Here is a 20,847-nt window from a genome sequence, read left to right as displayed (position 1 = left end):
GGACGCCGACCAGACTTCCCGGCACACCACCACCCATCGTAACGCGTGACATAACGGAAACACCCGGGCGTTAGCGTGGAGGGATGCGCGAACTGACCCGCACCGAAGCCATCGACCTCGTCGGACGCTACGAGGCCGAGCAGGAGCTCCCCGAACGCATGCGCGCCGACGTGCGCATGCTCGGAGCCCTCCTCGGCCGTGTCCTGCGCGAGAGCGGCTCCCCCGGCCTGTACGACGACGTCGAGCGGCTGCGCCAGGCGACGATCGCCGCCTACACCGACGAATCCGCCGAGGCGTTCGAACGGGCCGCCGAGATCGCGGACTCGTTCTCGATCGCGCGCGCGGACGAAGTCGCCCGCGCCTTCACCGTCTATTTCCACCTCGTCAACCTCGCCGAGGAGCACCAGCGCGTGCGCGTGCTGCGCGAGCGCGACGGCCGCCCCGACAAGGAGGACGCGGTCGACTCGGTCGCCGCCGCCTTCGTGCGCCTGTCCGCCGAGGTCGGCGACGACACCGCCCTTCGTCGGCTGCGCGATCTCCGCTTCCACCCCGTCTTCACCGCACACCCCACCGAGGCACGCCGCCGCGCCGTGTCGACGAGCATCCGGCGCCTCGTCGCGCTCCTGGGCGAGCACGACGCCGCGCTCGCGGGAGGCGCGGACGAGCGCCGCGCCGAGCGCCGCATGCTCGAGGAGGTCGACACGCTCTGGCGCACCGCGCCGCTGCGCGCCGAGAAGCCGACCCCCGTCGACGAGGTGCGCGCGATCATGGCCGTCTTCGACGAGACGCTCTACACCGCCGTGCCGCACGTCTACCGTCGCGTCGACGACGCCCTGCAGGGTCCGGCCGCGGGCAGCCGCGCGCCCGTCATCCGCCCCTTCGTCCGCCTCGGCACCTGGGTCGGCGGCGACCGCGACGGCAACCCGTTCGTCACGGCATCGGTGACCAAGAAGGCGGCGGGCATCGCGGCGGAGCACGTGCTCCTCGGCCTCGCCAACTCCGCCGGTCGGATCGCGAACACCCTGACGCTCGCGGAGGACACGACGCCTCCGAGCGCCGGACTGACCGCGCTCCTGCAGCGCCTCGCAGCTGCGGACGAGGACGGCGCCGCCGATGCGACGAAGCGTGCCGCGCACGAACCGCACAAGCGGGCACTCCTCCTCCTCACCCGCCGCATCGTCGCCACCCGACGCCGCGACGCCGACCTCGGGTACCGCGAGCCGCGCGAGCTGCTCGAGGACCTCCGGATCGTGCAGGACTCCCTCGTCGCGGCGAGCGCCCCGCGCCAGGCGTACGGGCACCTCCAGCAGCTGATCTGGCAGGTCGAGACCTTCGGGTTCCACCTCGCCGAGCTCGAGGTTCGCCAGCACTCCGCCGTGCACGCGAAGGTCCTCGCCGAATGCGAGGCGGGCGACGCGCTCAGCACGCAGGCCGAAGAGGTGCTCGAGGTCTTCCGCACGATCGCGCAGATCCAGCACCGGTACGGTCCGGATGCCGCGGGCCGCTACATCGTGTCCTTCACCCAGTCGGCCGACGATCTCGCGACCGTCCACGCCCTCGCGCGCCACGCGGTGGGCCCCGGCGGAACGCCGCCCGTTCTCGATGTCATCCCCCTGTTCGAGACGTTCGCCGATCTGCAGGCCGCCCCCGGGATCATGGCCGAGATCGTCACGCACCCCGACTTCGCGAGCAGGCTGGATGCCACGGACCGCCGCCTCGAGGTCATGCTCGGGTACTCCGACTCCTCGAAGGACGTCGGACCCGTCGCCGCGAACCTCGCCCTCTACGAGGCGCAGGCGAAGATCGCCGCGTGGGCGCAGGATGCCGGCATCGCGCTGACCCTCTTCCACGGGCGTGGCGGAGCGCTCGGCCGCGGCGGCGGCCCCGCCAACTCCGCGATCCTGGCCCAGCCGCCGCATTCCGTCGACGGGCGCTTCAAGCTCACCGAGCAGGGCGAGGTCATCTTCGCCCGCTACGGCGACCCGAGCATCGCGATGCGGCACATCGATCAGGTCGCCGCGGCGGTGCTCCTGGCCTCCGCGCCGTCGATCGAGAAGCGCAACAGCGACGCGGCCGACCGCTACGCGGACGTCGCGGCCACGATGGACGTCGCCTCACGCGAGCGCTTCTTCTCGCTCGTGAAGGCGGAGGGATTCGCGCAGTGGTTCGCGACCGTCACGCCCATGGAGGAGATCGGGCTCCTCGCGCTCGGCTCGCGCCCCGCGCGCCGCGGGCTGTCGGTGGAGTCCCTCGAAGACCTCCGCGCCATCCCGTGGGTGTTCGCCTGGTCCCAGGCCCGCATCAACCTCGCCGGCTGGTTCGGCCTCGGCACGGCACTCGCGGCGGTCGGCGACGCCGAGGTCCTGCGTCGCGCCTACGACGAATGGCCGCTCTTCCGCACGGTGATCGACAACGTCGGGATGAGCCTCGCGAAGGCCGATGTGCGCATCGCGCGACGTTACCTCGACCTCGGCGACCGCGACGACCTCGCCGATCTCGTCATCGATGAGATGCGCCTCACGCAGGACTGGGTCATCCGGATCGCCGGCGGCGACGGCCTGCTCGCGAACAAGCCCGTGCTCCAGCGCGCGGTGAAGATGCGCAGCCCCTACGTCGACGCGCTCTCGCTGCTGCAGATGCGCGCGCTTCGGGCCCTGCGCTCAGGCGAGGTGGCGGAGGCCGATCTGCCGCAGTGGCAGCGGCTGCTGCTGCTCTCGGTGTCGGGCGTCTCGGCGGGGCTGCAGAACACGGGGTGAGCCCGCAGACCTGAGGAACGCCGGCTCCTCGCGCTCGACGCGGCAGACTCGCCGAGCCTCCCGAACCGCCCTTCGCCTGATCCTTGCGCCTGATCGCACGGCGCGCCATTGTGGTGTGCAGCGATGGTCTGATCTGGGGGGATGAGATGGCCGCGAAGGGCAGCGGTGCTCGAGAGCCGTGGCTCGGTCGCGCCCTTGTGCAGGGGGCATTCGCCGGCATCGTCGCCCCGCTGATGGTGGTGTTCCTGGTCGCGATGATGTCGGGGTGGCTGCGGGACCTCTTCCGCGAGCCCACGTGCGACGACCCGAAGGATCTCGCGCTGATCACGCCGTCCGGCGTGGAGACGCGCGGCAACACGGTCTACTCCGACGCCGACGGCGCGTATCCGGCATCCAACGCGATCGACACGAATTCGGGAACGGCCTGGGTCGAAGCGGCGCCGGGCTACGGCGTCGGCGAGTGGCTGCGGTTCTCGTTCGACGATCGCCCGGACATCCAGATGGTGTGCGTCGTGAACGGATATGCGCAAAATGCGGCGCGCTACGAGCTCAACGGTCGCGTACGACAGCTCGATGTCACGACCGACGCCGGCAACAGAACCGCGGTACTGGCCGATCTGCCCCTCGACGAGGTGGCCACGTTCCAGCGGCTCCGCCCGTTGCCGGGGCGCACCGCCACGGTCACCCTGACGATCCGCTCGACATCGAGCATGGGCGGCTCCCAGGCGGTCGCCGATACCGCCATCAGCGAAGTGGAGTTCTGGGGCAGGTGAGCGCCGCGTCCGGCTCAGTCCAGGCGGCGGTCGTCCCGATGCCGGGCGAGCGCGGCGCCGTAGCGCTCGGTGAGCTGGATCATCAGGTCGGGTGTCTCCCGGTCGAGACCGAAGACGTAGCCGGGGAAGTCGAGCTCCTTCTGCAGCTCCCAGATCTCCTCATGGCGATCCGGCGAGAGGACGCGCGCCGGATCGCCCACGGCGACCCACCCGATCGGCACGACGGAATCGGGCGGCAGCACGGTGCGCAGGTGCACGATGGCGCCGATGCGCACTTCGGAGCGCGTGCCGATGCGTGCGCCGTTGAACACGCGCACCCCCGTCGCGAGGAACACCTCGTCGTCGACGACCGCGCCCGACAGGCTCGCCGTCGGGCCCACGAGCACGTGCGATCCGATGTGCACGGGGTGGGTGGCGCTCGCGCGGATCAGCGCGTTCTCCATGACGATCACGTACTCCCCGAGGGTGATCGGACCGCCCTCCGCGGTGATGACGGCGCCGTGCAGCACCTGGCATCCCGCGCCGATCGTGACGTCGCCCGAGACGACCGCCGTCGGTGAGACGACGGCGTCGGGGTGGATGCGGGGCTGGGCCCCGAGGTGCTCGAACCGCATGTGGACCTCCGTCGCCAGCGTAGGCCCCCGCCGTCTCTCAGGTCGAGCGCGCCCGCGCATCGACGCAGGCACCGACGGCGCATCGAGCGCCTCGGGGTCAGAACGGCGTGCGGCTCGCCTCGACATGGAGCGACGATCCAGCGGCACGACGTGGGCGGGCGCCGCGGCGCCGCCGCCCGCCTGTTCCCCGCCATCATGACGAGGGGCCCCGACATCGAGGGCGCCTCGGACGCACCCCGTCCCTACGCGTCGACGGGCTGCGGCAGCGGGTAGAGCTGATCGAGCAGCTGCGCGACCCAGGCGATCAGATCGACGTCCGGGAGCGGCTCGCCGCCCGCGTTGGGCAGCGGAACGATCATCGCCTCGCCGCCGGAGAGCACCTTCGACTTGGGGTACAGGCGCTGCAGACGCACCCGCAGCGAGTCCGAGGCGGGCGCGGGGACGACCCGGAGGTTCGGACCCATCGCGACGACGTCGGACAGCTGCGCCTGGGCGGCACGGCGGCGCAGGTGCGCGATGCGGAACAGTCCGTCGACGTCGGCGGGCGCCGTCCCGTAGCGGTCTTCGAGCTCCTCGCGGACGAGATCCAGCGCGTCGTCACGGGCGGTGAGGGATGCCGCCGCCGACAGCTTCTGGTACGCCTCGAGGCGCAGCCGCTCGCTGTCGATGTAGCTGTCCGGGATGCGCGCCTCGACGGGCAGTTCGAGTCGCAGCTCCGCCGGGCCCTCGACCTCGTCGCCGCGGAAGGTCGCGACGGCCTCGCCGATCATGCGCAGATACAGGTCGAAGCCGACCCCGGCGATGTGGCCGGCCTGCTCCGCACCCAGGAGGTTGCCGGCGCCGCGGATCTCGAGGTCCTTGAGCGCGACCTGCATGCCCGATCCGAGGTCGTTGTTCACCGCGATCGTCTCGAGTCGATCGGCCGCCGTCTCCGAGAGGGGCTTGAGCTCGTCGTAGAGGAAGTAGGCGTAGGCGCGCTCGCGGCCACGTCCGACGCGACCCCGGAGCTGGTGGAGCTGGCTGAGCCCGTACTTGTCGGCACGGTCGATGATGATGGTGTTGGCGTTCGAGATGTCGAGCCCGGTCTCGATGATGGTGGTCGAGACGAGCACGTCGTACTTGCGCTCCCAGAAGCCGTCGACGATCTCCTCCAGCGCATGCTCCCCCAGCTGCCCGTGGGCGACCGCGATCCGCGCCTCCGGGACGAGCTCCGCGAGGTGCGCCGCGACCCGCTGGATCGACTGGACGCGATTGTGCACGTAGAACACCTGCCCCTCGCGCAGGAGCTCGCGGCGGATCGCGGCGGCGATCTGCTTGTCGCTGCGCGCCCCGACGTAGGAGAGGATCGGATGCCGGTCCTCCGGCGGGGTCGCGAGCGTCGACATCTCGCGGATGCCGGTGACCGCCATCTCGAGCGTCCGCGGGATCGGCGTGGCGCTCATCGCGAGGATGTCGACGTTCGTCTTGAGCTTCTTCAGGGCATCCTTGTGCTCGACGCCGAAGCGCTGCTCCTCGTCGATGATCATGAGGCCCAGGTCCTTGAAGATCACCTTCTCGGTGAGGATGCGGTGCGTGCCGATGACCATGTCCACCGTGCCGTCGGTGATCCCGGCGAGGGTGTCGCGCGCCTCTTTGTCCGTCTGGAAGCGCGAGAGCGGACGCACCTTCACCGGGAACCCGGCGAAGCGCTCCTGGAAGGTTTCGAGGTGCTGCTTCACGAGAAGCGTCGTGGGCACCAGCATCGCGACCTGCTTGCCGTCCTGGATCGCCTTGAACGCGGCGCGGACCGCCACCTCGGTCTTCCCGAAGCCGACATCGCCCGAGAGGAGCCGGTCCATCGGGATGGGCCGCTCCATGTCGGCTTTGATCTCGTCGACCGTCTGCAGCTGGTCGGGGGTCTCCGCGAACGGGAACGCCTCCTCGAGCTCGCGCTGCCACGGTGTGTCGGGGCCGAACGCGTACCCCTTCGCGGACATCCGCGCCGAATAGAGCTTGACGAGCTCGACGGCGATGTCGCGAACGGCCTTGCGCGCCTTGCCCTTGGCCGCGGACCAGTCGCTGCCACCCATCTTGGACAGGGCGGGGGCCTCGCCGCCGACGTATTTGCTCAGGAGATCGAGCTGATCGGTGGGGACGTAGAGCTTGTCCCCCGGGTGACCGCGCTTGGACGGTGCGTACTCCAGCACGAGGTATTCGCGCGTCGTCTTGACCGCGTTGCGCCCGCCCGAGGAGACCTCGCGCTGGACGAGTTCGACGAAGCGCCCGATGCCGTGGGTCGAGTGCACGACGACATCCCCGGCCTTCAGCTGCAACGGGTCGACGACGTTCTTCCGGCGCGACGCGAGCTTCTTGACGACGCGGCCGTCCGTGCCGGCGGTGCGTCCGTAGAACTCGGCCTCCGTGAGGACGGCGAGCTTCGCCTCGGCGAGCTCGAACCCGCTCTCGAGCGCCCCGAGGACCGCCACCGCGACGCCCGGGTCGGGCGGCGCCGCGAGGGTCTCCGCCGTCCGCGCCGCGATGCCGCGCTCGGACAGCACGTCCCGCGCGCGATCGACGAGGCCCGCGCCGGATGCCGCGACGACGACGCTCCACCCGTCCGCGACGAGATCGCCCACATGAGCCGTGGCGCCGTCGACGTTGCCCTGGAAGGAGGGGACGGCGCGTGCGGGAACGCGGACGATGTCGCTGCTCTGCAGTCCCTCCTCCGCGGCATCCCACTCCCCCGAATCGAATCCGCTGAACGACCACCACACGCCGCCGTGCGCACGCGTCGCGGCTTCGAGGTCGGGCAGGGTCAGGAAGTCCCCGGCTCCGAGATCGACGGGAGTGTCCGCGCCGGCGACCGCGGCGCTCCAGGCCGCCTCGAGGAACTCGCGGTTGGTGTCGCCGAGTGTCATCGCCCGCGTGACGGCGCGCTCGGGATCGATCAGGGCGACGGCGGTGCCGCGCGGCAGGTAGTCGATGAGCGGCATCACCGCGTCGGCGACGGCCGGGAGGAGCGATTCCATGCCCTCGACGGGGATGCCCTCGCTCATCTTCTCGATCATCGCCGCGAGCCCGGGGAATTTGTCGCGCAGCGCGGCCGCGCGTTCCCGCACTTCGGGCGTGAGCAGCAGTTCGCGGGCGGGCAGGAGGGTCACCGCGGGCACGTCGCCCGGGAGCGAGCGCTGGTCGGCCACCGAGAACGCACGGATCTGATCGACCTCGTCGCCAAAGAACTCCACCCGATACGGGTGGTCGGCGACCGGCGGGAACACATCGAGGATGCCGCCGCGCACCGCGAACTCGCCGCGGCGGGACACCATGTCGACCCGGAGGTAGGCGAGCTCGACGAGACGGCGCGCGACGGCTTCGAGATCGTAGCCCCGCGCGCCCACGGCGAGCTCGAGGGTTCCCGCGGCGGTGAGCCCCGCCGCGAGGGGCTGCAGGGCGCCACGGACGGATGCCGTGATGACCAGCGGCGCCGTCCCGTCCCATGCGGCGGCGTCGCGCAGGACCGCCAGGCGACGGCCGACCGTCTCCGTGGAGGGGCTCAGTCGCTCGTGCGGAAGCGTCTCCCACGCCGGGAAGTGGCGCACCGTGGCGTCCTGCAGGAGACTCTCCAGCGCGGGCCCGATGCTCTCGGCACGGCGGCCGGTGGGGGTCACCACCAGCAGCGCCGCCGGCGCGGCCCCCGAGGCGCGACGCGCCTCCATCAGCGCCGCGAGGACGGGGGCGTCGAGCCCCGCGACCATCGAGAAGTCGGTGTCCACACGCGCGGCCTCCACGGCACGCTGCACGGACGGAGCCTGCGTGAGGGCGCGCGCGATCCCGGAAACTGTCACCCATCGAGTCTATTGCGCCCCACCGACACGGCTCCGGGGACCGGCGGGGTCCTGGCCCACTGCCTAGGATGAGCGTGTGAGCCAGGACCCGCAGACGCCCCCCTCGGTGCCGAGCGGCCCCGTGCCCCCGGCGCCTCCCGCACTTCCCTCTGCTCCGCAGGTTCCGCCGACCGGATGGGTGCAGACCTCCCCGGGCGCTCCACCCGTGCCGAACGGCCAGCCCTGGGTCTACGGGGCACCGTTCGGCAGCGCGCCTGCTCCCCTGCCGCCGCGGCCGCGAACGCTCGGGCTCGTCGCCCTCGTCGTCGCGATCGTCGCGGTCGTGTTCGCCGTCGTCCTCAGCGGCGCCACCGGCTTCGCCGCCGCGGAGGGGGCGATGCGGCACGCCATCGGCGTGTCGCCCTCGGGCCTCGAGCACCTCTCGGAGCAGGAGCTTCTCGCACTGCTGAGCCCCGTGCGCAGCCTCGTGCTGTGGGCGGAGATCGGCTACTGGACGGGCACCGTCCTCGGCCTCACCGCGCTCGGCCTCGGCATCGCCGCGATCGTGACGCGTCGCGGCCGTGGCCAGGGCATCGCTGCCGTGATCATCGCCGCGGTCGGGCCCCTCGTGTTCGCGGTCGTCGTCGGCCTCGTCGTGGTCGCGGGTATCGCCGCCGGAGCCGCCTGACGCCCGGACGGCCGATGCTTCTCAGACGCGCGGCGCGTGGTGTCGCTGCTGCGCGGCGAGCAGGCCCTCGTCCACCAGCTGCTCGACGGCATCCGCGGCATCCCCGATCACGAGCGGAAGCTGTGTGCGCTCGGTGGCGGAGAACGGATCGAGAACCCAGTCGGCGGGATCCTGACGCCCCGGCGGGCGACCGATCCCCACCCGCACACGGGGGAAGTCCGCGGTGCCCAGCGCCTTCGCGACATCGCGGATGCCGTTGTGTCCGCCGTGCCCCCCGCCGGTCTTGAGCTTGATCGAGTCGAACGGGATGTCGAGCTCGTCGTGGACGAGGACGATCCGCTCGGGCGGCACGTCGTAGAACCGCGCGAGCTGCGAGACGGGCCCGCCGGAGACGTTCATGAAGGAGTTCGGCGTGGCGAGGACGAGCTTCGGGCCGCCCGGGCGCAGCCACGTCTCGCTCGCGCGCGCGTTCGCCTTGTGTGCGCGCAGGGTCTCCCCGCGACGCGCGGCGAGTTCCGCGACGACCATCTGCCCGACGTTGTGGCGCGTGTTCTCGTAGCGGGTGCCGGGGTTGCCGAGTCCGACGACCAGCCATGTCTGTGCCATGCGATCCCTCTTTCCGAGCCTGTCGACGACGCAGCCCGTCTCCTCCGGTGTCGGTGGAGACGGGCTGCGGACGGGGCGGAGCTTACTCGCCGGCCTCTTCGGCGGCTTCCTCGGACTGCTCCTCGGCGACGGCCTCGTCGGCGGCTTCGATCGCGTCCGCCTCATCGGTGGCCGGAACGCTGATCGCCACGATGAGGGTCTCCCCCTCGGTGACGAGCGAGGCACCGGTGGGGAGCACGAGGTCGGCGGCGGTGATGTGCGTGCCGTCCTCCAGGCCCTCGACGTCGACCTCGATGTTCTGCGGGATGTTCGTCGCCTCGACCTCGAGCGCGACCGTGGTGTTGTCCAGGTTCGCGATCGTGCCGGCGAAAGGCTCGCCCACGACGGTGATCGGGACGTCGACCTGGATCTTCTCGCCCTTCTTCACGACGAGGAGGTCGATGTGCTCGATGACCTGGTGCACCGGGTCCTTCTGGACATCCTTGACGAGGGTGAGCTGCTGGGCGCCGTCGACGCTGAGCTCGAGGACCGCGTTGGCGCGGCGGATGAGCAGCGAGACCTGGTGGCCCGGCAGGGACACGTGCACGGGGTCCGTGCCGTGGCCGTAGATGACGGCGGGGATCTGACCCGCGGCACGGAGGCGGCGGGCGTAGCCCTTGCCGAAGTTCTCGCGCACCTCGGCGACGACCTGGGTGTCGGTCTCGTTGGACATGTTCTTCTCCTTGCGGGCGATGCGCCCTGACTGGCTGGCTCTGGTCTCGACTCGAACGCACGCGCGTGAGGAAACGCCCCGCAAGGCATCACCGCGTCGATCACGGAAGCGCACCGCCGGCTGTCGTGACATCCGGCACGCGGCATCCCTCGCCGAAGTACGACACGAGTCTACCAGCGACCCGGCTACGATGAAGACGTCGCCCCTACCGCACCTCAGGAGGACCCATGGACTACGGCTGGATGTCGCACGCACTGATGTGGCTCGTCGGTCTGCTCTCCCTCGGAGCGACCGTCGGCGCGGTCGCCGCCATGGTCTCGCTGGGCCGTTCCGGCTACCGCAAGGACTGAGCGCTCGCGAGCGCCGTATGGATGCGCTCGACGACAGAGCCGAGGTCGGCGTCGTCGGCGACCCGCACTCCGGCCTCGTCGGCCGCGAGCGGGTCCACCGGACGCGGCGCGGCGGGGATCTCCCGTCGCCACCGGCGCGGCTTCGGGGCGGCCGTCGCGGGCCCCGCGACGAGTTCGACGAAGATCACGTCGCGCACGCCGGCGCGGATGCGGTCGCGGTCCGAGCGGGTGAGCAGACCGCTGGAGATCACGACGGAGGAATCCCGCGTGAACACGAGGACGACGGCGCGCAGCCACGCCTCCCGGTCGACGCCCGCCTCGCGCTGACGACGCCGCGACAGGGGCGGGTGCAGCTCGTCACCGTCGACGGTGCGCGCGCGCATCCGGGCGGCGAGCGCCGCGGCGACGAGCGAGGCACCCGATCCGGGCGGCCCGGTGACGACGATCCTGCTCATGCGTCGAGAGTACGGGCGGGAGGCTGCGCCGACCGGGCGACACCCCGGGTCCGCCGCACCCGCACGTCACTCCGAACGGCCGGCCTGCTCCTGCGCGTCGAGGGCGGCGCGCGCACGCCCCGCGACCTCGATGATGCCGCCGTCGTTCTCGATGACGACCCCGTGCTCGTCGGCCTCGAGATGCTCGAGCGTCGAGAGCTGCGAGGCCAGCAGGGCCGGCGGCATGAAGTGCTGGCGCGAGCGCATCCGTCGATCCAGCTCGGCGCGGGACACCTGCAGCTCCACGAACACCGCGTCGGGAGCAGCCAGACGGATGCGGTCGCGGTAGCGGCGGGCGAGCGCCGAGCACGCGAGGATCAGTCCCGGCGCAGCCTGGAGGGTGGCGCCGACGACGTCGAGCCACGGCATCCGATCCTCGTCGTCGAGCGGGACGCCCGACTCCATCTTCGCGACGTTGGACGCCGGATGCAGGTCGTCCGCGTCGATGAAGTCGAGGCCGTAGTCGACGGCGAGAGCGGCGCCGATCGCCGTCTTCCCCGAGCCGCTCGGTCCCATGACGACCACGCGCGGGGCGGTCGGCCGGCCCCGCGGCGGCGGGGCGCGCTCGCCCGCCGCGTCCGCGGCGTCCGCTCCGACCTCAGCAGGTGCGGGCGACATCGCGACCACGACTTTTCCGCTCTCGTCGGAGCGGCGAGCGGTCTCGAAGGCGGGCGCGGCATCCGCCGCGGAGAACTCGTGGGTGATGACCGTCTCGATGTCGGGCCGCGCGGTGAGGAGGGCGAGAGCCTCCTCGACCTCGTCGAGGAAGCGGAACGCACCGACGAGCGTCGCCTCCTTCGCGACGAGCGGCGCGAGGTTCACGGGGCGCGCCTCGCCCGGGAGCATGCCGATCTGCACGACCGTCCCCCGGCGCCGTACCGCGGAGATCGCCGTGGAGACGGCCGGAGCCGCGCCCGAGCACTCCAGCACGACGTCGTAGGCTTCGGCGGCGACCTCGTCCACCCCGGCCTGCAGCGTCTCGTCGGCGCCGAGCGCGCGCGCCCGGGCCAGCGGCTCGGGCAGGAGGTCGGTGACCGCGACGGTCGCGGCGCCCCGGGCACGCGCGGCGACGGCGGCGAGGAGGCCGATGGGCCCGGCACCGCACACCAGCACCCTGGCGTCCGCGAGGGAGCCGGCCCGGCCGGCGCCGTGGAGGGCGACCGCGAGCGGCTCGGCGAGCACCGCACGACGCACCGGGAGACCGGCCGGCAGCGGGCGGACCATGTCGCGCTCGACGAGGAGCAACCCGCTCATCGCGCCCTGGGTGTGCGGCGTCGTCGAGGCGCTGCCGAGATACGAGCCGCCCGGCCACAGGTGCGGCGCGTCGGGGATCTCGGCGAGGGCCGTCCCGAACCGCGCGGGATGGACCGTGACCGGCGTCCCGGGAGCGAGATCGCCCGACGGGTCGAGGTCGACCCACCCGGACATCTCGTGCCCGGGGGTCAAGGGCTCGGCGACGACGAACGCACCGTTCGCCCCGTCGAAGTAATAGTGCAGGTCCGACCCGCAGATCCCCACGTACCCGACGCGCAGGCGCACCTGCCCGTCGCCGGGCTCGGGCACGGGACGGTCCTCGACCGAGAGGCCGAGCTTTCCGGTGATGACGACGGCATCCATGCGCTGTCTCCTTGTCGGTACGTGTCGATGCGTGGCGGTCGGCGACCGTCAGACGACGGAGGTCATCCCGCCGTCGACGAACAGGTTCTGACCGCTGACGAAGTCGCTCGCGGCCGAGGCGAGGAAGACGAGGGGCCCGCGCAGCTCCTCGACGTCGCCCCAGCGACCGGCAGGCGTGCGCTGGGTCACCCACGCGGTGAAGGCCTCGTCGGCGACGAGCGCTGCATTCATCTCGGTGGCGAAGTAGCCGGGTGAGAGGGTGTTGACCTGGATGCCGTGGCGCGCGAGATCCGCGGCCATCCCGCGGCTGAGCTGTGCGACGCCCCCCTTGCTCGCGGAGTACGGCGCGATCGTCTGCCGGGCCAGCGCGGACTGCACCGACGCGATGTTGATGATCTTCCCCGATCCTCGCTCGGTCATGGCCGGGGCCACGAAGCGGGAGACGTAGAACACGCTCGACAGGTTCGTCGCGATGACGTCGTCCCAGTCGGAGACCGCGAACTCCGCGATCGGCGCACGTCGCTGGATGCCGGCGTTGTTCACGAGGATGTCGGGGACGCCGACCCGCTCGATGAGCGCGCCGACCTGCGCCTCGACCGCGGCGGCATCCGTCACGTCGAACACGACGGTGGCGGGGCGCGATCCGGTCCGCTCTTCGAGGAGGGCGGCGCTCGCCTCGACGGTGGCGGCGTCCCGCCCGTGCACGATGAGCCGCGCGCCCGCGGCGGCGAGCCCGAGGGCGAGGCTCTGGCCGAGCCCGCGCGAGGAGCCCGTGACGAGGGCGAGACGGCCGGACAGGTCGAAGAGCTCAGACAAGGGACACCACTCCGAAGACGACGAGGACGAGGACGAAACCGACGACGGACTCGAGGGCCTGCTGGACGGTCCAGGTCTTGAGGGTGGTCTTGACGTCCATCCCCATCAACCGGCCGACGAGCCAGAATCCCGAGTCGTTGACGTGACCGGCGAAGACCGAGCCGGCCGCGGTCGCGAGGACGACGCAGGCGGTCTGCAGGGGGCTGAAGCCGGCCGCAGCCACGGCGGGCGCGACGAGGCCCGCGGCGGTGACGAGCGCGACCGTCGCCGACCCCTGCGCGACGCGCAGGACGAGGGCGATGAGGTACGCGGCGAAGATCACCGGGATGCCGATCGCGGAAAGCGAGTCGGAGAGCGCATCGCCGATGCCCGAGGCGCGCAGCACCCCGCCGAACATGCCGCCCGCGCCGGTGATGAGAACGACCGAGCAGATCGGACCCAGCGCGGAGTCGACGATCTTCTCGAGCGCGGACCCGTGCTCGCCGCGGCGCGTTCCGAGGACGAACAGCGCGACGAACACCGCGATGAGCAGGGCGATCTGGCTGGTGCCGATGAGACGCAGAGACTGCACCCAGACGGCGGAGCCGTCGAGCGTGCCGGTGGACACCAGGGCGGACGCGCCGGTGTTGAGGAGGATCAGGACGAGCGGGATGGCCAGGACGCCGATCACCGTGCCCGCCGAGGGCGGGTTGGTCGGCTGCACGTCGTCCGTACGGAAGAGATCGGCGATCGGCAGGGGGATGCGCTTGTCGACGAACTTCGCCCACAGGTATCCGGTCAGGTACCAGGTCGGCAGCGCCACGACGAGTCCGATGAGCAGGACGAGCCCCAGGTTCGCGCCGAAGGTCTCGGACGCCGTGATGGGGCCCGGGTGCGGCGGGACGAAGACGTGCATCACCGAGAAGGCGCCGGCGGCGGTGATGCCGTAGAGCAGCATGTGCTTGCCGCCGATGCGGCGACCCACCGCGAAGATGATCGGGAGCATGACGATCAGGCCCGCATCGAAGAACATCGGGAATCCCATGATGAGGGAGGCGACACCGAGGGCGAGAGCGGCCCGCTTCTCTCCGAAGATGGAGACCATCTTCTCGGCGAGGACCCGTGCGCCGCCCGAGGATTCGACGAGGGCGCCGAGCATCGCACCGAGTCCGACCAGCAGCGCCACCGTCCCGACGGTGCCGCTGAAGCTGTCGATCAGGACCTTGCCGATGCCGTCGACGGGGATGCCCGCGACGATCGCCGTGAGGAGCGAGACGAGCACCAGCACCAGGAACGCGTGGATGCGGGCCCAGATGATGAGGATGAGGATCAGCGCGATCGCGCCGGCTGCGATGAGCAGCAGCGGCACCGCGCCGAGGGTCTGTGTCCAGTCTTCCATGGGGGTTCTCCGATGAATCGTCCATGCGCGGGGGCCATTCCCCACGACAGGACAACACGGTGTCACATAAGTACTACTTTTGACAAGGGATTAGTCATACTTTTCCGACTCAGGCGAGCCGCCCCGGCGGCATCAGGACGGTAGCCTGGAGAACCTCGCAGCCCGACCGAAGGACGATGATGCCCCCCACCCCCGCGGTCGCGTCGCACGCGCACATCGTGGAGACCCTCGGGCGTCGCATCGCCGGCGGCGACCTGGAACCCGGATCGGGGATGACCGTCGCAGGCCTGGAGGCGGAGTTCTCCGCATCGCGGACCGTCGTACGGGAGGCGGTGCGCGTGCTCGAAGCCCACGGACTGCTCTCCTCCCGGCGACGGGTGGGACTCGTCGTCCGTCCCCGCGCCGAGTGGGACAGTCTGGACGCGACCGTCATCGAATGGACGCTCGACGGACCGCGTCGCCGCGACCTCCTCATCGAGCTCACCGAGCTGCGCGTCGCCGTCGAGCCGGTCGCCGCGCGGCTGGCCGCCGAACGCGGGAACGACGATGACCGGGCACTCCTCCTGCGGTGGGCTCAGCGGCTGAGCGATCTCGGCGCGGCGGGGCACGGCGATTCGCCGGAGTACCTCGACGCGGACATCGCCTACCACTCGCTCCTGCTCAGCGCCGGCGGAAACCCGCTCTTCGCGAACCTGGCCTCGCCGATCACCGAGATCCTGCGGGGCCGGGCGCTGCGGGGCCTGACCCCCGGCATCCCCCGCGTGGGGACCCTCGAAGCGCACCTCGCCACGGCCCGCGCGATCTCCGCACGCGACGGGGCGGCGGCGGAGGCGTCGGCGCGCGAGCATCTGACCCTCGTCTCCGGGGAGATGCACGGTCTCTGAGCGCATCGGCGTCACCGCGTCGGCGTGGAGAGCCGGACGACGCCGACCTCCACCTCGACGCTCTGCCCCGGGCGGATCGGGGCGCTGCTGAACGGGGCGCCGGTCATGACCACGTCGCCGGGCCCGAGGGTCGTCCATGAGGCGACGTACGCGAGACACTCCGCGATCGGCACGGGCAACGACGCGGCATCGGTGCGGGCGACGACCTCACCGTCCACCCGCACTCGCAGCTCCACGTCGCCGATGTCGGCGTCGGTGTCGATCCACGGCCCGAGCGGCGTGTACCCCGCGCCGGACTTGCTCTCGAAGTTGCGGGGGTCGCGCTCGGCGCGCTCGGGGCTCGACAGGTCGTCGACAGCGGTGACCCCGAGGACGTAGTCCCCCGCCGTCTCCGCGGTGAGGCCCGTGGTGTCGCGCCCGATGACGATCGCGATCTCCCCCTCGGCGACCGTCTGCCCGGCATCGCGCCGCAGGGCCACGGTCGTGCCGCTCGCGACGACGCTGCGCGGGCTCTTCAACCACGCCTGCACCGGATCGGCGTGCGCCGGACCGTTCTGCGCGATCCCGACGACCACGAGCGGGCTGCACGGCGTGAGGACCTCGCCCACCGTCTCCGGCGCACCGGAGAGGTCCCGCGGCAGTCGCTGCGCGGCCAGCGCCGCGTACGGGTCCTCGATCCCGACCATCCGCTCCCCGTCCCGACGCACCCAGGAGGTCTCCCCCGAGGCGGTGCGCACCCGACCGATCAGCATGATCCCGCCTCCGTCACGGCTCGATCGTGCGGACGGTGACGGTCGTCGAGTAGACGCCTTCGCCGGCCTCGCCACGGGACACCTTGATGGCGTCGTCGGTGCGGGTGAGGTCGCGACGCAGCGTCTCGGGGACGAGGAAGGTGGCCGCGGTGGTGATGAGCGCGAGGGTGGCCATGTAGATCGCGAGGAGCAGCCAGTTCGCTCCGCTCACCGCGATGATGTACGCACCGAGCACCCCCGCCAGGCCGCCGGCGAGGACGGCCGAGATCTCGCGGGCCATGGCGACGCCGAGGTAGCGGTGACGGTTGCCGAACATCTCGGGGAGCATCGCGCACTGCGGGCCGAGCATGACGTTGACGCCGAAGCCGATGCCCACCGCGATCACGGCGATCGCGATCGCGTGGTTGCCGAGGGTCAGCAGCCACCACGCCGGGAAGGAGTAGTCGAGGAGGAAGACGGACCCCATGCGATAGACCGTGCGCCGACCCATCCGGTCGGAGAGCGCTCCGGTGAGCGGGACGGAGAAGATGCCGATGAGGGAACCGAGCGTGACACCCCACGTGAGCAGGCTCTTGTCCGCGCTCTGGCCGGCGACGGCGACGAAGAAGGAGAGCGCGAGCGTGTTGAACATGTACGAGCCGCCGTTCTCGGCCATCCGCAGTCCGATGCCGACGATGACGCCGGGCAGGCCGTGTCCGAAGATCTCGCGGATCGGGTGATCGGTGACCTGCTCGCTCTTCTCGAGCTCGACGAAGGTCGGGGTCTCGCGCAGGCGCATGCGGATGAACAGGGCGACGAGGATGAGTGCGAACGAGCAGAGGAACGGCACGCGCCAGCCCCACGTGAGCAGCTGATCCTGCGGCAGCAGGGTGATGAGGCTGAACACGACGGCCGCGAGCAGCGTGCCGGCCTGGATGCCGATGAACGGCAGCGCCGAGAAGAACCCGCGCCGCTTGGTCGGGGCGTATTCGGCCATGAGGACGGTCGCGCCGGCCTGCTCGGCGCCGGCGCCGAAGCCCTGGAGCAGCCGCATGAGCACCAGCAGGATGGGCGCCCAGATGCCGATCTGCGCGTAGGTCGGCAGGAGGCCGATCGCCGTGGACGCCCCGCCCATCAGGAGGATGGTGATGACGAGGACCCACTTGCGGCCCAGTCGGTCGCCGAGCGTGCCGAAGAAGAGACCGCCGAACGGGCGCGCGAGGAATCCCACGCCGAAGGTGGCGAATGCCGCGACGCTCGCCATCGCGGGGTTCGACTGGTCGAAGAACAGAACGTTGAAGATCAGCGCCGTCGAGAGCCCGTACAGGGCGAAGTCGAAGTACTCGAGCGCACTGCCGATGCTCGATGCGAGCGTCGCGCGGCGCAGGTTGGCGGCGTAGTCGGGATCGTCCATCTTGACGTCCACGTCCGTGTGGGTGCTGGTCACAGCCATCTCCTTCGATCGGCCCGGACGCCACGGGTGGCGTCTGATATCGACCACGATACCAACCTGCTGGCCTCAGTTCAATATCTTGAACAGAAGATTTTGGGGAGATGTCGTCGGACGTTCCCGCCGCGGCGAGGCGCGGCACGCCGTCGGCGGCTGTCGTCAGCCTTTCCGCGCCGCGGCGCTGAACGGATTAGTGAGCTGACGCGCGGCGGCCCGCAGCGCCTCCCCGACCAGCGCGACGCGCTCCTCGCTGGCCTCGGAGGCGGGGATGCCGACGCCGAGGGCGAGCTGCGGGTCGCCGGGCGCCCAGCCCTCCAGGGGCACGGCGACGCCCACCACACCGGCGAACGACTCCTCGGCATCCAGCGCCCAGCCCCGCCGACGCGCGGCGTCGAGGCGCTCGCGCAGGGCGTCGAGCGTGCGGGGGCTGTTCTCGGTCAACGCGGGGAACGCCGCGTCCTCCCCGAGGAGCGCGGTCACGGCGTCGTCGCCGAGGGTGGACAGCAGCGCACGGCCTGTGGCGCTCAGCGCCGCCGGAAGGCGCGACCCGAGCGGCGTGCCGATGCGGAGGGAGCGCGCTCCCTCGTGCCGGGCGATGTACAGGGCGTCCGACCCGTCGAGGAGGGCGACCTGGACGAGCTCCCCGCTCAGCACCTCCGAGGCGTCGCACACGGCGTAGAACTCGCGCACCTGGTTGAACTGGGCGGCGAACGCGCCGCCCAGTTCCGCCGTCCGCAGACCGAGTCGGTAACCCTGCGGCACTCTCTCGACCATGCGCGCGGCCTCGAGGGCGAGGCACAGGTTGGCCGTCGAGGACTTCGCCAGCCCGAGAGCCGTCGCGAGCTCGGTGAGGGTCAGAGGATGCGCGGCATCCGCCAGCACTTCCAGCAGGCGGATGCTGCGGGTCACGGCGGGGGCCGGGTCACGGCCGATACGGTCGGCGTCGTCGTCCGCCATGGATCCTCCTCGGCGTGCCCGCGCGCGGCGGGCGGATGGGTCAGTAGAACTCGACCGTATCGACAACCGCGCGCATCGGGGCGCCGTCGAGCAGCCGCGTCGCGTCTTCCGCGAACCGCCGCGCGATGCGCTCCTCCTCGCGATCGCTGAGCGCCGCCGTGTGCGGACTGACGAGCACGTGCGGGTGCTCCCACAGCGGCGACGACGACGGCAGCGGCTCGACCTCGAAGACATCGAGCGCCGCGAACGCGACCTGCCCGTCGTCGAGGGCGTCGAGGAGCGCCGCTTCGTCGATGACGGTCCCGCGCCCGACGCTCGCGAGGATGAGGCCCGGACGGGCCGCGCGGAGGACGGAGGCATCGATGAGGTGGTGGGTCTGATCGGTGCCCGGAAGGGTGATGACGATCGCATCCACCTCGGCCACGGCATCCGTCAGCTCGCCCAGCGGCACGAGCCGGTCGACGCCCTCGACCGGCTCGCCCGATCGCGTGGTCCCCCAGACGCGTGCACCCAGCGCGTGGAATCGCTGCGCGCAGGCCGCGCCGATGCCGCCGAGGCCGACGATGAGCACCGTCATCTCGTCGAGCTGGCGCATCTCCCAGCGGTCCGGCCACGTGCGGGCGTCCTGGTCGGCGGCGAGCCGCGGAAGGTCCTTCGCGCCCGCCATCACACCGAAGACGGCGAACTCCGCGAGGGGGCCGCCGTGGACGCCCGCGCTCGTGGTGAAAACGATGCGATCGAGGGCGGCGCGCGGGAGGTCCGCCGCGCGCACCTGAGCGCCGCCGCCGGCGGCGGTCGTCATCACCCAGCGCAGCGCCGGATTCGCGGCCACGGTGCGCGCGAGGGCCGCGGGCTCGACGTCGGGGATCCCGAACAGGGCGTCCGCGGAGTCGACCATCTCGTCGAAGGCGGCCTGCTGCGCAGGCGTCCGCACGAAGCCGGGATCGCCCGCCCAGTCGGCCGGCCCCCGCATCGGCTTCGTGAGCGCGGGGTCGCGGACGACCGTCACGCGCGGCTCGAGGGTTTCGATCAGCGCGCAGAGTTCTTCGCGCAGGGGCACGGCGGCGACGACACGCAGGCCGGTGGACTGTTCCGACATCCGGGGCCCTCCTTTGGGTGGGATGGTCATGCGGGGAAGATTGTCGGCGTCAGTCTAGCAACTGTCCAACCGGTTGAACAGTGTTCTTGATTTTGAACGTGCGCTACACTGTCCGCCATGAGCTCCCCTCTCGACGATGAGACCATTCTCGCCCGCGGTGCCGAGACGCTTTCCGGCTCGCACGGAACCGCCGACGCGGCCGAACGCCTCGGCGTCCTCGGCCTGGGCGCGATGGGCGAGCCGATGGCGCGGAACCTCCTCGCTGCACGCGGAGATCTCGTCGTGCACGCCCGCTCTCCACGGCCGGACCTCGTGGCCGCCGGCGCGACGTGGGCCGCGTCTCCCCGCGAACTGGCGGCGCAGAGCGACGCGATCCTCGTCATGCTTCCCGACCTCCCCGAGCTCGACGCCGCGCTCGAGGGCCCCGACGGGCTCCTCGCGGGCAGGGGCGATCTGCTGCTGCTGATCGGGTCGACGTCCTCCCCCACCGGTGTGCGCGATCTCGCCGCGCGCCTCGCCGACGGGGCGGGCGGAGACCGACGGATCCTGGTCGTCGACTGCCCCGTCTCGGGCGGCGTCGACGGGGCGACGGCGGGAACGCTCTCGATCATGATCGGTGGCGACGCGGATGCCGCGGCGCGCGCGTCCGCGCTGCTCGCGCCGTGCGGCACGCCGGTCCACCTCGGTCCGCTCGGTGCGGGCGAGGTCGCCAAGGCCTGCAACCAGCTCGTCGTGGCCGCGACCATCACGGCGCTCGGCGAGGCGAGCGAACTCGCCGCCCGCTCCGGCATCGACCTCGACACGATGTGGACGCTCCTCGGCCGCGGGTACGCCGGCTCGAACCTCCTGTCCAGCCGCAAGGAGCGCCTCGTCGCCGGCGACGACTCCCCGTCCGGCGCCGCCAAGTACATGGTCAAAGACCTCCGCTTCGCCGCCGACGTGGCGAGCGCGACCGGCATCCACCCGGCCCTGCTCCCCGCTCTGCGCGGCATCTTCGACGAGATCGTGGATGCCGGGCTCGGGGATCGCGACCTGTCCGTCACCCGACGTCTCACCGCCGATCGTCACGCGAGCGCGCGCGAGGGTGTCGGCGACTACGCTGAATCATGAATCCCCGAC

General features: G+C 71.6%; 17 protein-coding genes and 2 pseudogenes. 6 read left to right on the top strand and 13 right to left on the bottom strand.

Annotated elements, in window-relative coordinates:
• The first annotated feature begins 83 nt into the window (after window positions 1-83).
• Both J0P97_RS03970 and J0P97_RS03965 read left to right on the top strand, forming a co-directional pair.
• Window positions 84-2,756, top strand: a complete 2,673-nt coding sequence (locus J0P97_RS03970; RefSeq protein WP_215486487.1) for a phosphoenolpyruvate carboxylase — start codon at window positions 84-86, stop codon at window positions 2,754-2,756.
• 146 nt (window positions 2,757-2,902) lie between these two features.
• The gene (locus J0P97_RS03965) at window positions 2,903-3,529 is read left to right on the top strand and encodes an NADase-type glycan-binding domain-containing protein (RefSeq protein WP_215486486.1); all 627 of its coding nucleotides are present in this window, start codon (window positions 2,903-2,905) and stop codon (window positions 3,527-3,529) included.
• Between the two features lie 14 nt (window positions 3,530-3,543).
• Here J0P97_RS03965 and J0P97_RS03960 read toward each other — a convergent pair whose 3' ends face one another.
• Both J0P97_RS03960 and mfd read right to left on the bottom strand, forming a co-directional pair.
• Window positions 3,544-4,143 (bottom strand): gamma carbonic anhydrase family protein, encoded by a 600-nt coding sequence (locus J0P97_RS03960; RefSeq protein ID WP_215486485.1) that lies wholly within the window; start codon window positions 4,141-4,143, stop codon window positions 3,544-3,546.
• Between the two features lie 242 nt (window positions 4,144-4,385).
• Entirely contained in the window at window positions 4,386-7,967 is a 3,582-nt protein-coding gene (gene mfd / locus J0P97_RS03955) for a transcription-repair coupling factor (protein ID WP_215486484.1), read from the bottom strand.
• Between the two features lie 76 nt (window positions 7,968-8,043).
• Between mfd and J0P97_RS03950 the strand changes: the two genes are divergently transcribed.
• Window positions 8,044-8,634 (top strand): hypothetical protein, encoded by a 591-nt coding sequence (locus J0P97_RS03950; protein WP_215486483.1) that lies wholly within the window; start codon window positions 8,044-8,046, stop codon window positions 8,632-8,634.
• Between the two features lie 21 nt (window positions 8,635-8,655).
• Here the strand turns inward: J0P97_RS03950 and pth are convergent, their stop codons facing one another.
• Entirely contained in the window at window positions 8,656-9,240 is a 585-nt protein-coding gene (pth, locus tag J0P97_RS03945) for an aminoacyl-tRNA hydrolase (protein WP_215486482.1), read from the bottom strand.
• A gap of 82 nt (window positions 9,241-9,322) precedes the next feature.
• Window positions 9,323-9,952 (bottom strand): 50S ribosomal protein L25/general stress protein Ctc, encoded by a 630-nt coding sequence (locus J0P97_RS03940; protein WP_215486481.1) that lies wholly within the window; start codon window positions 9,950-9,952, stop codon window positions 9,323-9,325.
• 227 nt (window positions 9,953-10,179) lie between these two features.
• On the opposite strand from J0P97_RS03940, the gene J0P97_RS15730 reads away from it, so the two are divergent.
• Window positions 10,180-10,302: a hypothetical protein gene (locus tag J0P97_RS15730; RefSeq protein ID WP_281423622.1), complete on the top strand. Its 123-nt coding sequence runs from the start codon at window positions 10,180-10,182 to the stop codon at window positions 10,300-10,302.
• On the opposite strand, the gene J0P97_RS03935 is transcribed toward J0P97_RS15730, so the two are convergent.
• The 5 genes and pseudogenes from J0P97_RS03935 to J0P97_RS03915 all read right to left on the bottom strand — a co-directional run bounded on the left by J0P97_RS03935 (window position 10,287) and on the right by J0P97_RS03915 (window position 14,607).
• A complete protein-coding gene (locus J0P97_RS03935) occupies window positions 10,287-10,757 on the bottom strand; it encodes a shikimate kinase (RefSeq protein WP_215486480.1) in 471 nt (156 codons plus the stop codon). The two genes, J0P97_RS15730 and J0P97_RS03935, sit on opposite strands and share 16 nt — an antisense overlap.
• Window positions 10,758-10,823: 66 nt before the next feature.
• A pseudogene (locus J0P97_RS03930) lies at window positions 10,824-11,309 on the bottom strand (gluconokinase); the annotation flags it as partial.
• Between the two features lie 93 nt (window positions 11,310-11,402).
• Window positions 11,403-12,413 (bottom strand): annotated as a pseudogene (locus tag J0P97_RS03925) (zinc-binding dehydrogenase); the annotation flags it as partial.
• A gap of 48 nt (window positions 12,414-12,461) precedes the next feature.
• On the bottom strand, window positions 12,462-13,229 hold the full coding sequence (locus J0P97_RS03920) for an SDR family oxidoreductase (protein WP_215486479.1): 768 nt from the start codon (window positions 13,227-13,229) through the stop codon (window positions 12,462-12,464).
• Window positions 13,222-14,607, bottom strand: a complete 1,386-nt coding sequence (locus J0P97_RS03915; protein ID WP_215486478.1) for a GntP family permease — start codon at window positions 14,605-14,607, stop codon at window positions 13,222-13,224. The genes J0P97_RS03920 and J0P97_RS03915 overlap by 8 nt, the downstream gene beginning before the upstream one ends.
• Before the next feature lie 179 nt (window positions 14,608-14,786).
• Here J0P97_RS03915 and J0P97_RS03910 point away from each other — a divergent pair, with 179 nt between their 5' ends.
• Window positions 14,787-15,491, top strand: a complete 705-nt coding sequence (locus J0P97_RS03910) for a FadR/GntR family transcriptional regulator (protein WP_215486477.1) — start codon at window positions 14,787-14,789, stop codon at window positions 15,489-15,491.
• A gap of 11 nt (window positions 15,492-15,502) precedes the next feature.
• Here J0P97_RS03910 and J0P97_RS03905 read toward each other — a convergent pair whose 3' ends face one another.
• The 4 genes from J0P97_RS03905 to J0P97_RS03890 form a co-directional block, all read right to left on the bottom strand.
• Entirely contained in the window at window positions 15,503-16,243 is a 741-nt protein-coding gene (locus tag J0P97_RS03905) for a fumarylacetoacetate hydrolase family protein (RefSeq protein WP_215486476.1), read from the bottom strand.
• Window positions 16,244-16,256: 13 nt separating this feature from the next.
• On the bottom strand, window positions 16,257-17,675 hold the full coding sequence (locus tag J0P97_RS03900) for an MFS transporter (RefSeq protein ID WP_372449670.1): 1,419 nt from the start codon (window positions 17,673-17,675) through the stop codon (window positions 16,257-16,259).
• 156 nt (window positions 17,676-17,831) lie between these two features.
• Window positions 17,832-18,629: an IclR family transcriptional regulator gene (locus tag J0P97_RS03895; RefSeq protein ID WP_215486475.1), complete on the bottom strand. Its 798-nt coding sequence runs from the start codon at window positions 18,627-18,629 to the stop codon at window positions 17,832-17,834.
• A gap of 40 nt (window positions 18,630-18,669) precedes the next feature.
• On the bottom strand, window positions 18,670-19,728 hold the full coding sequence (locus J0P97_RS03890; protein WP_215486474.1) for a D-2-hydroxyacid dehydrogenase: 1,059 nt from the start codon (window positions 19,726-19,728) through the stop codon (window positions 18,670-18,672).
• 117 nt (window positions 19,729-19,845) lie between these two features.
• Between J0P97_RS03890 and J0P97_RS03885 the strand changes: the two genes are divergently transcribed.
• Window positions 19,846-20,838: an NAD(P)-dependent oxidoreductase gene (locus J0P97_RS03885; RefSeq protein WP_215486473.1), complete on the top strand. Its 993-nt coding sequence runs from the start codon at window positions 19,846-19,848 to the stop codon at window positions 20,836-20,838.
• The last annotated feature ends 9 nt before the right edge of the window (window positions 20,839-20,847 follow it).

It is taken from the genome of Microbacterium flavum (genome assembly GCF_018717645.1).
GTDB lineage: Bacteria > Actinomycetota > Actinomycetes > Actinomycetales > Microbacteriaceae > Microbacterium > Microbacterium flavum.
Note: the sequence above shows the minus strand (reverse complement) of the source record. Positions and strands in the feature narration are given on the sequence as shown.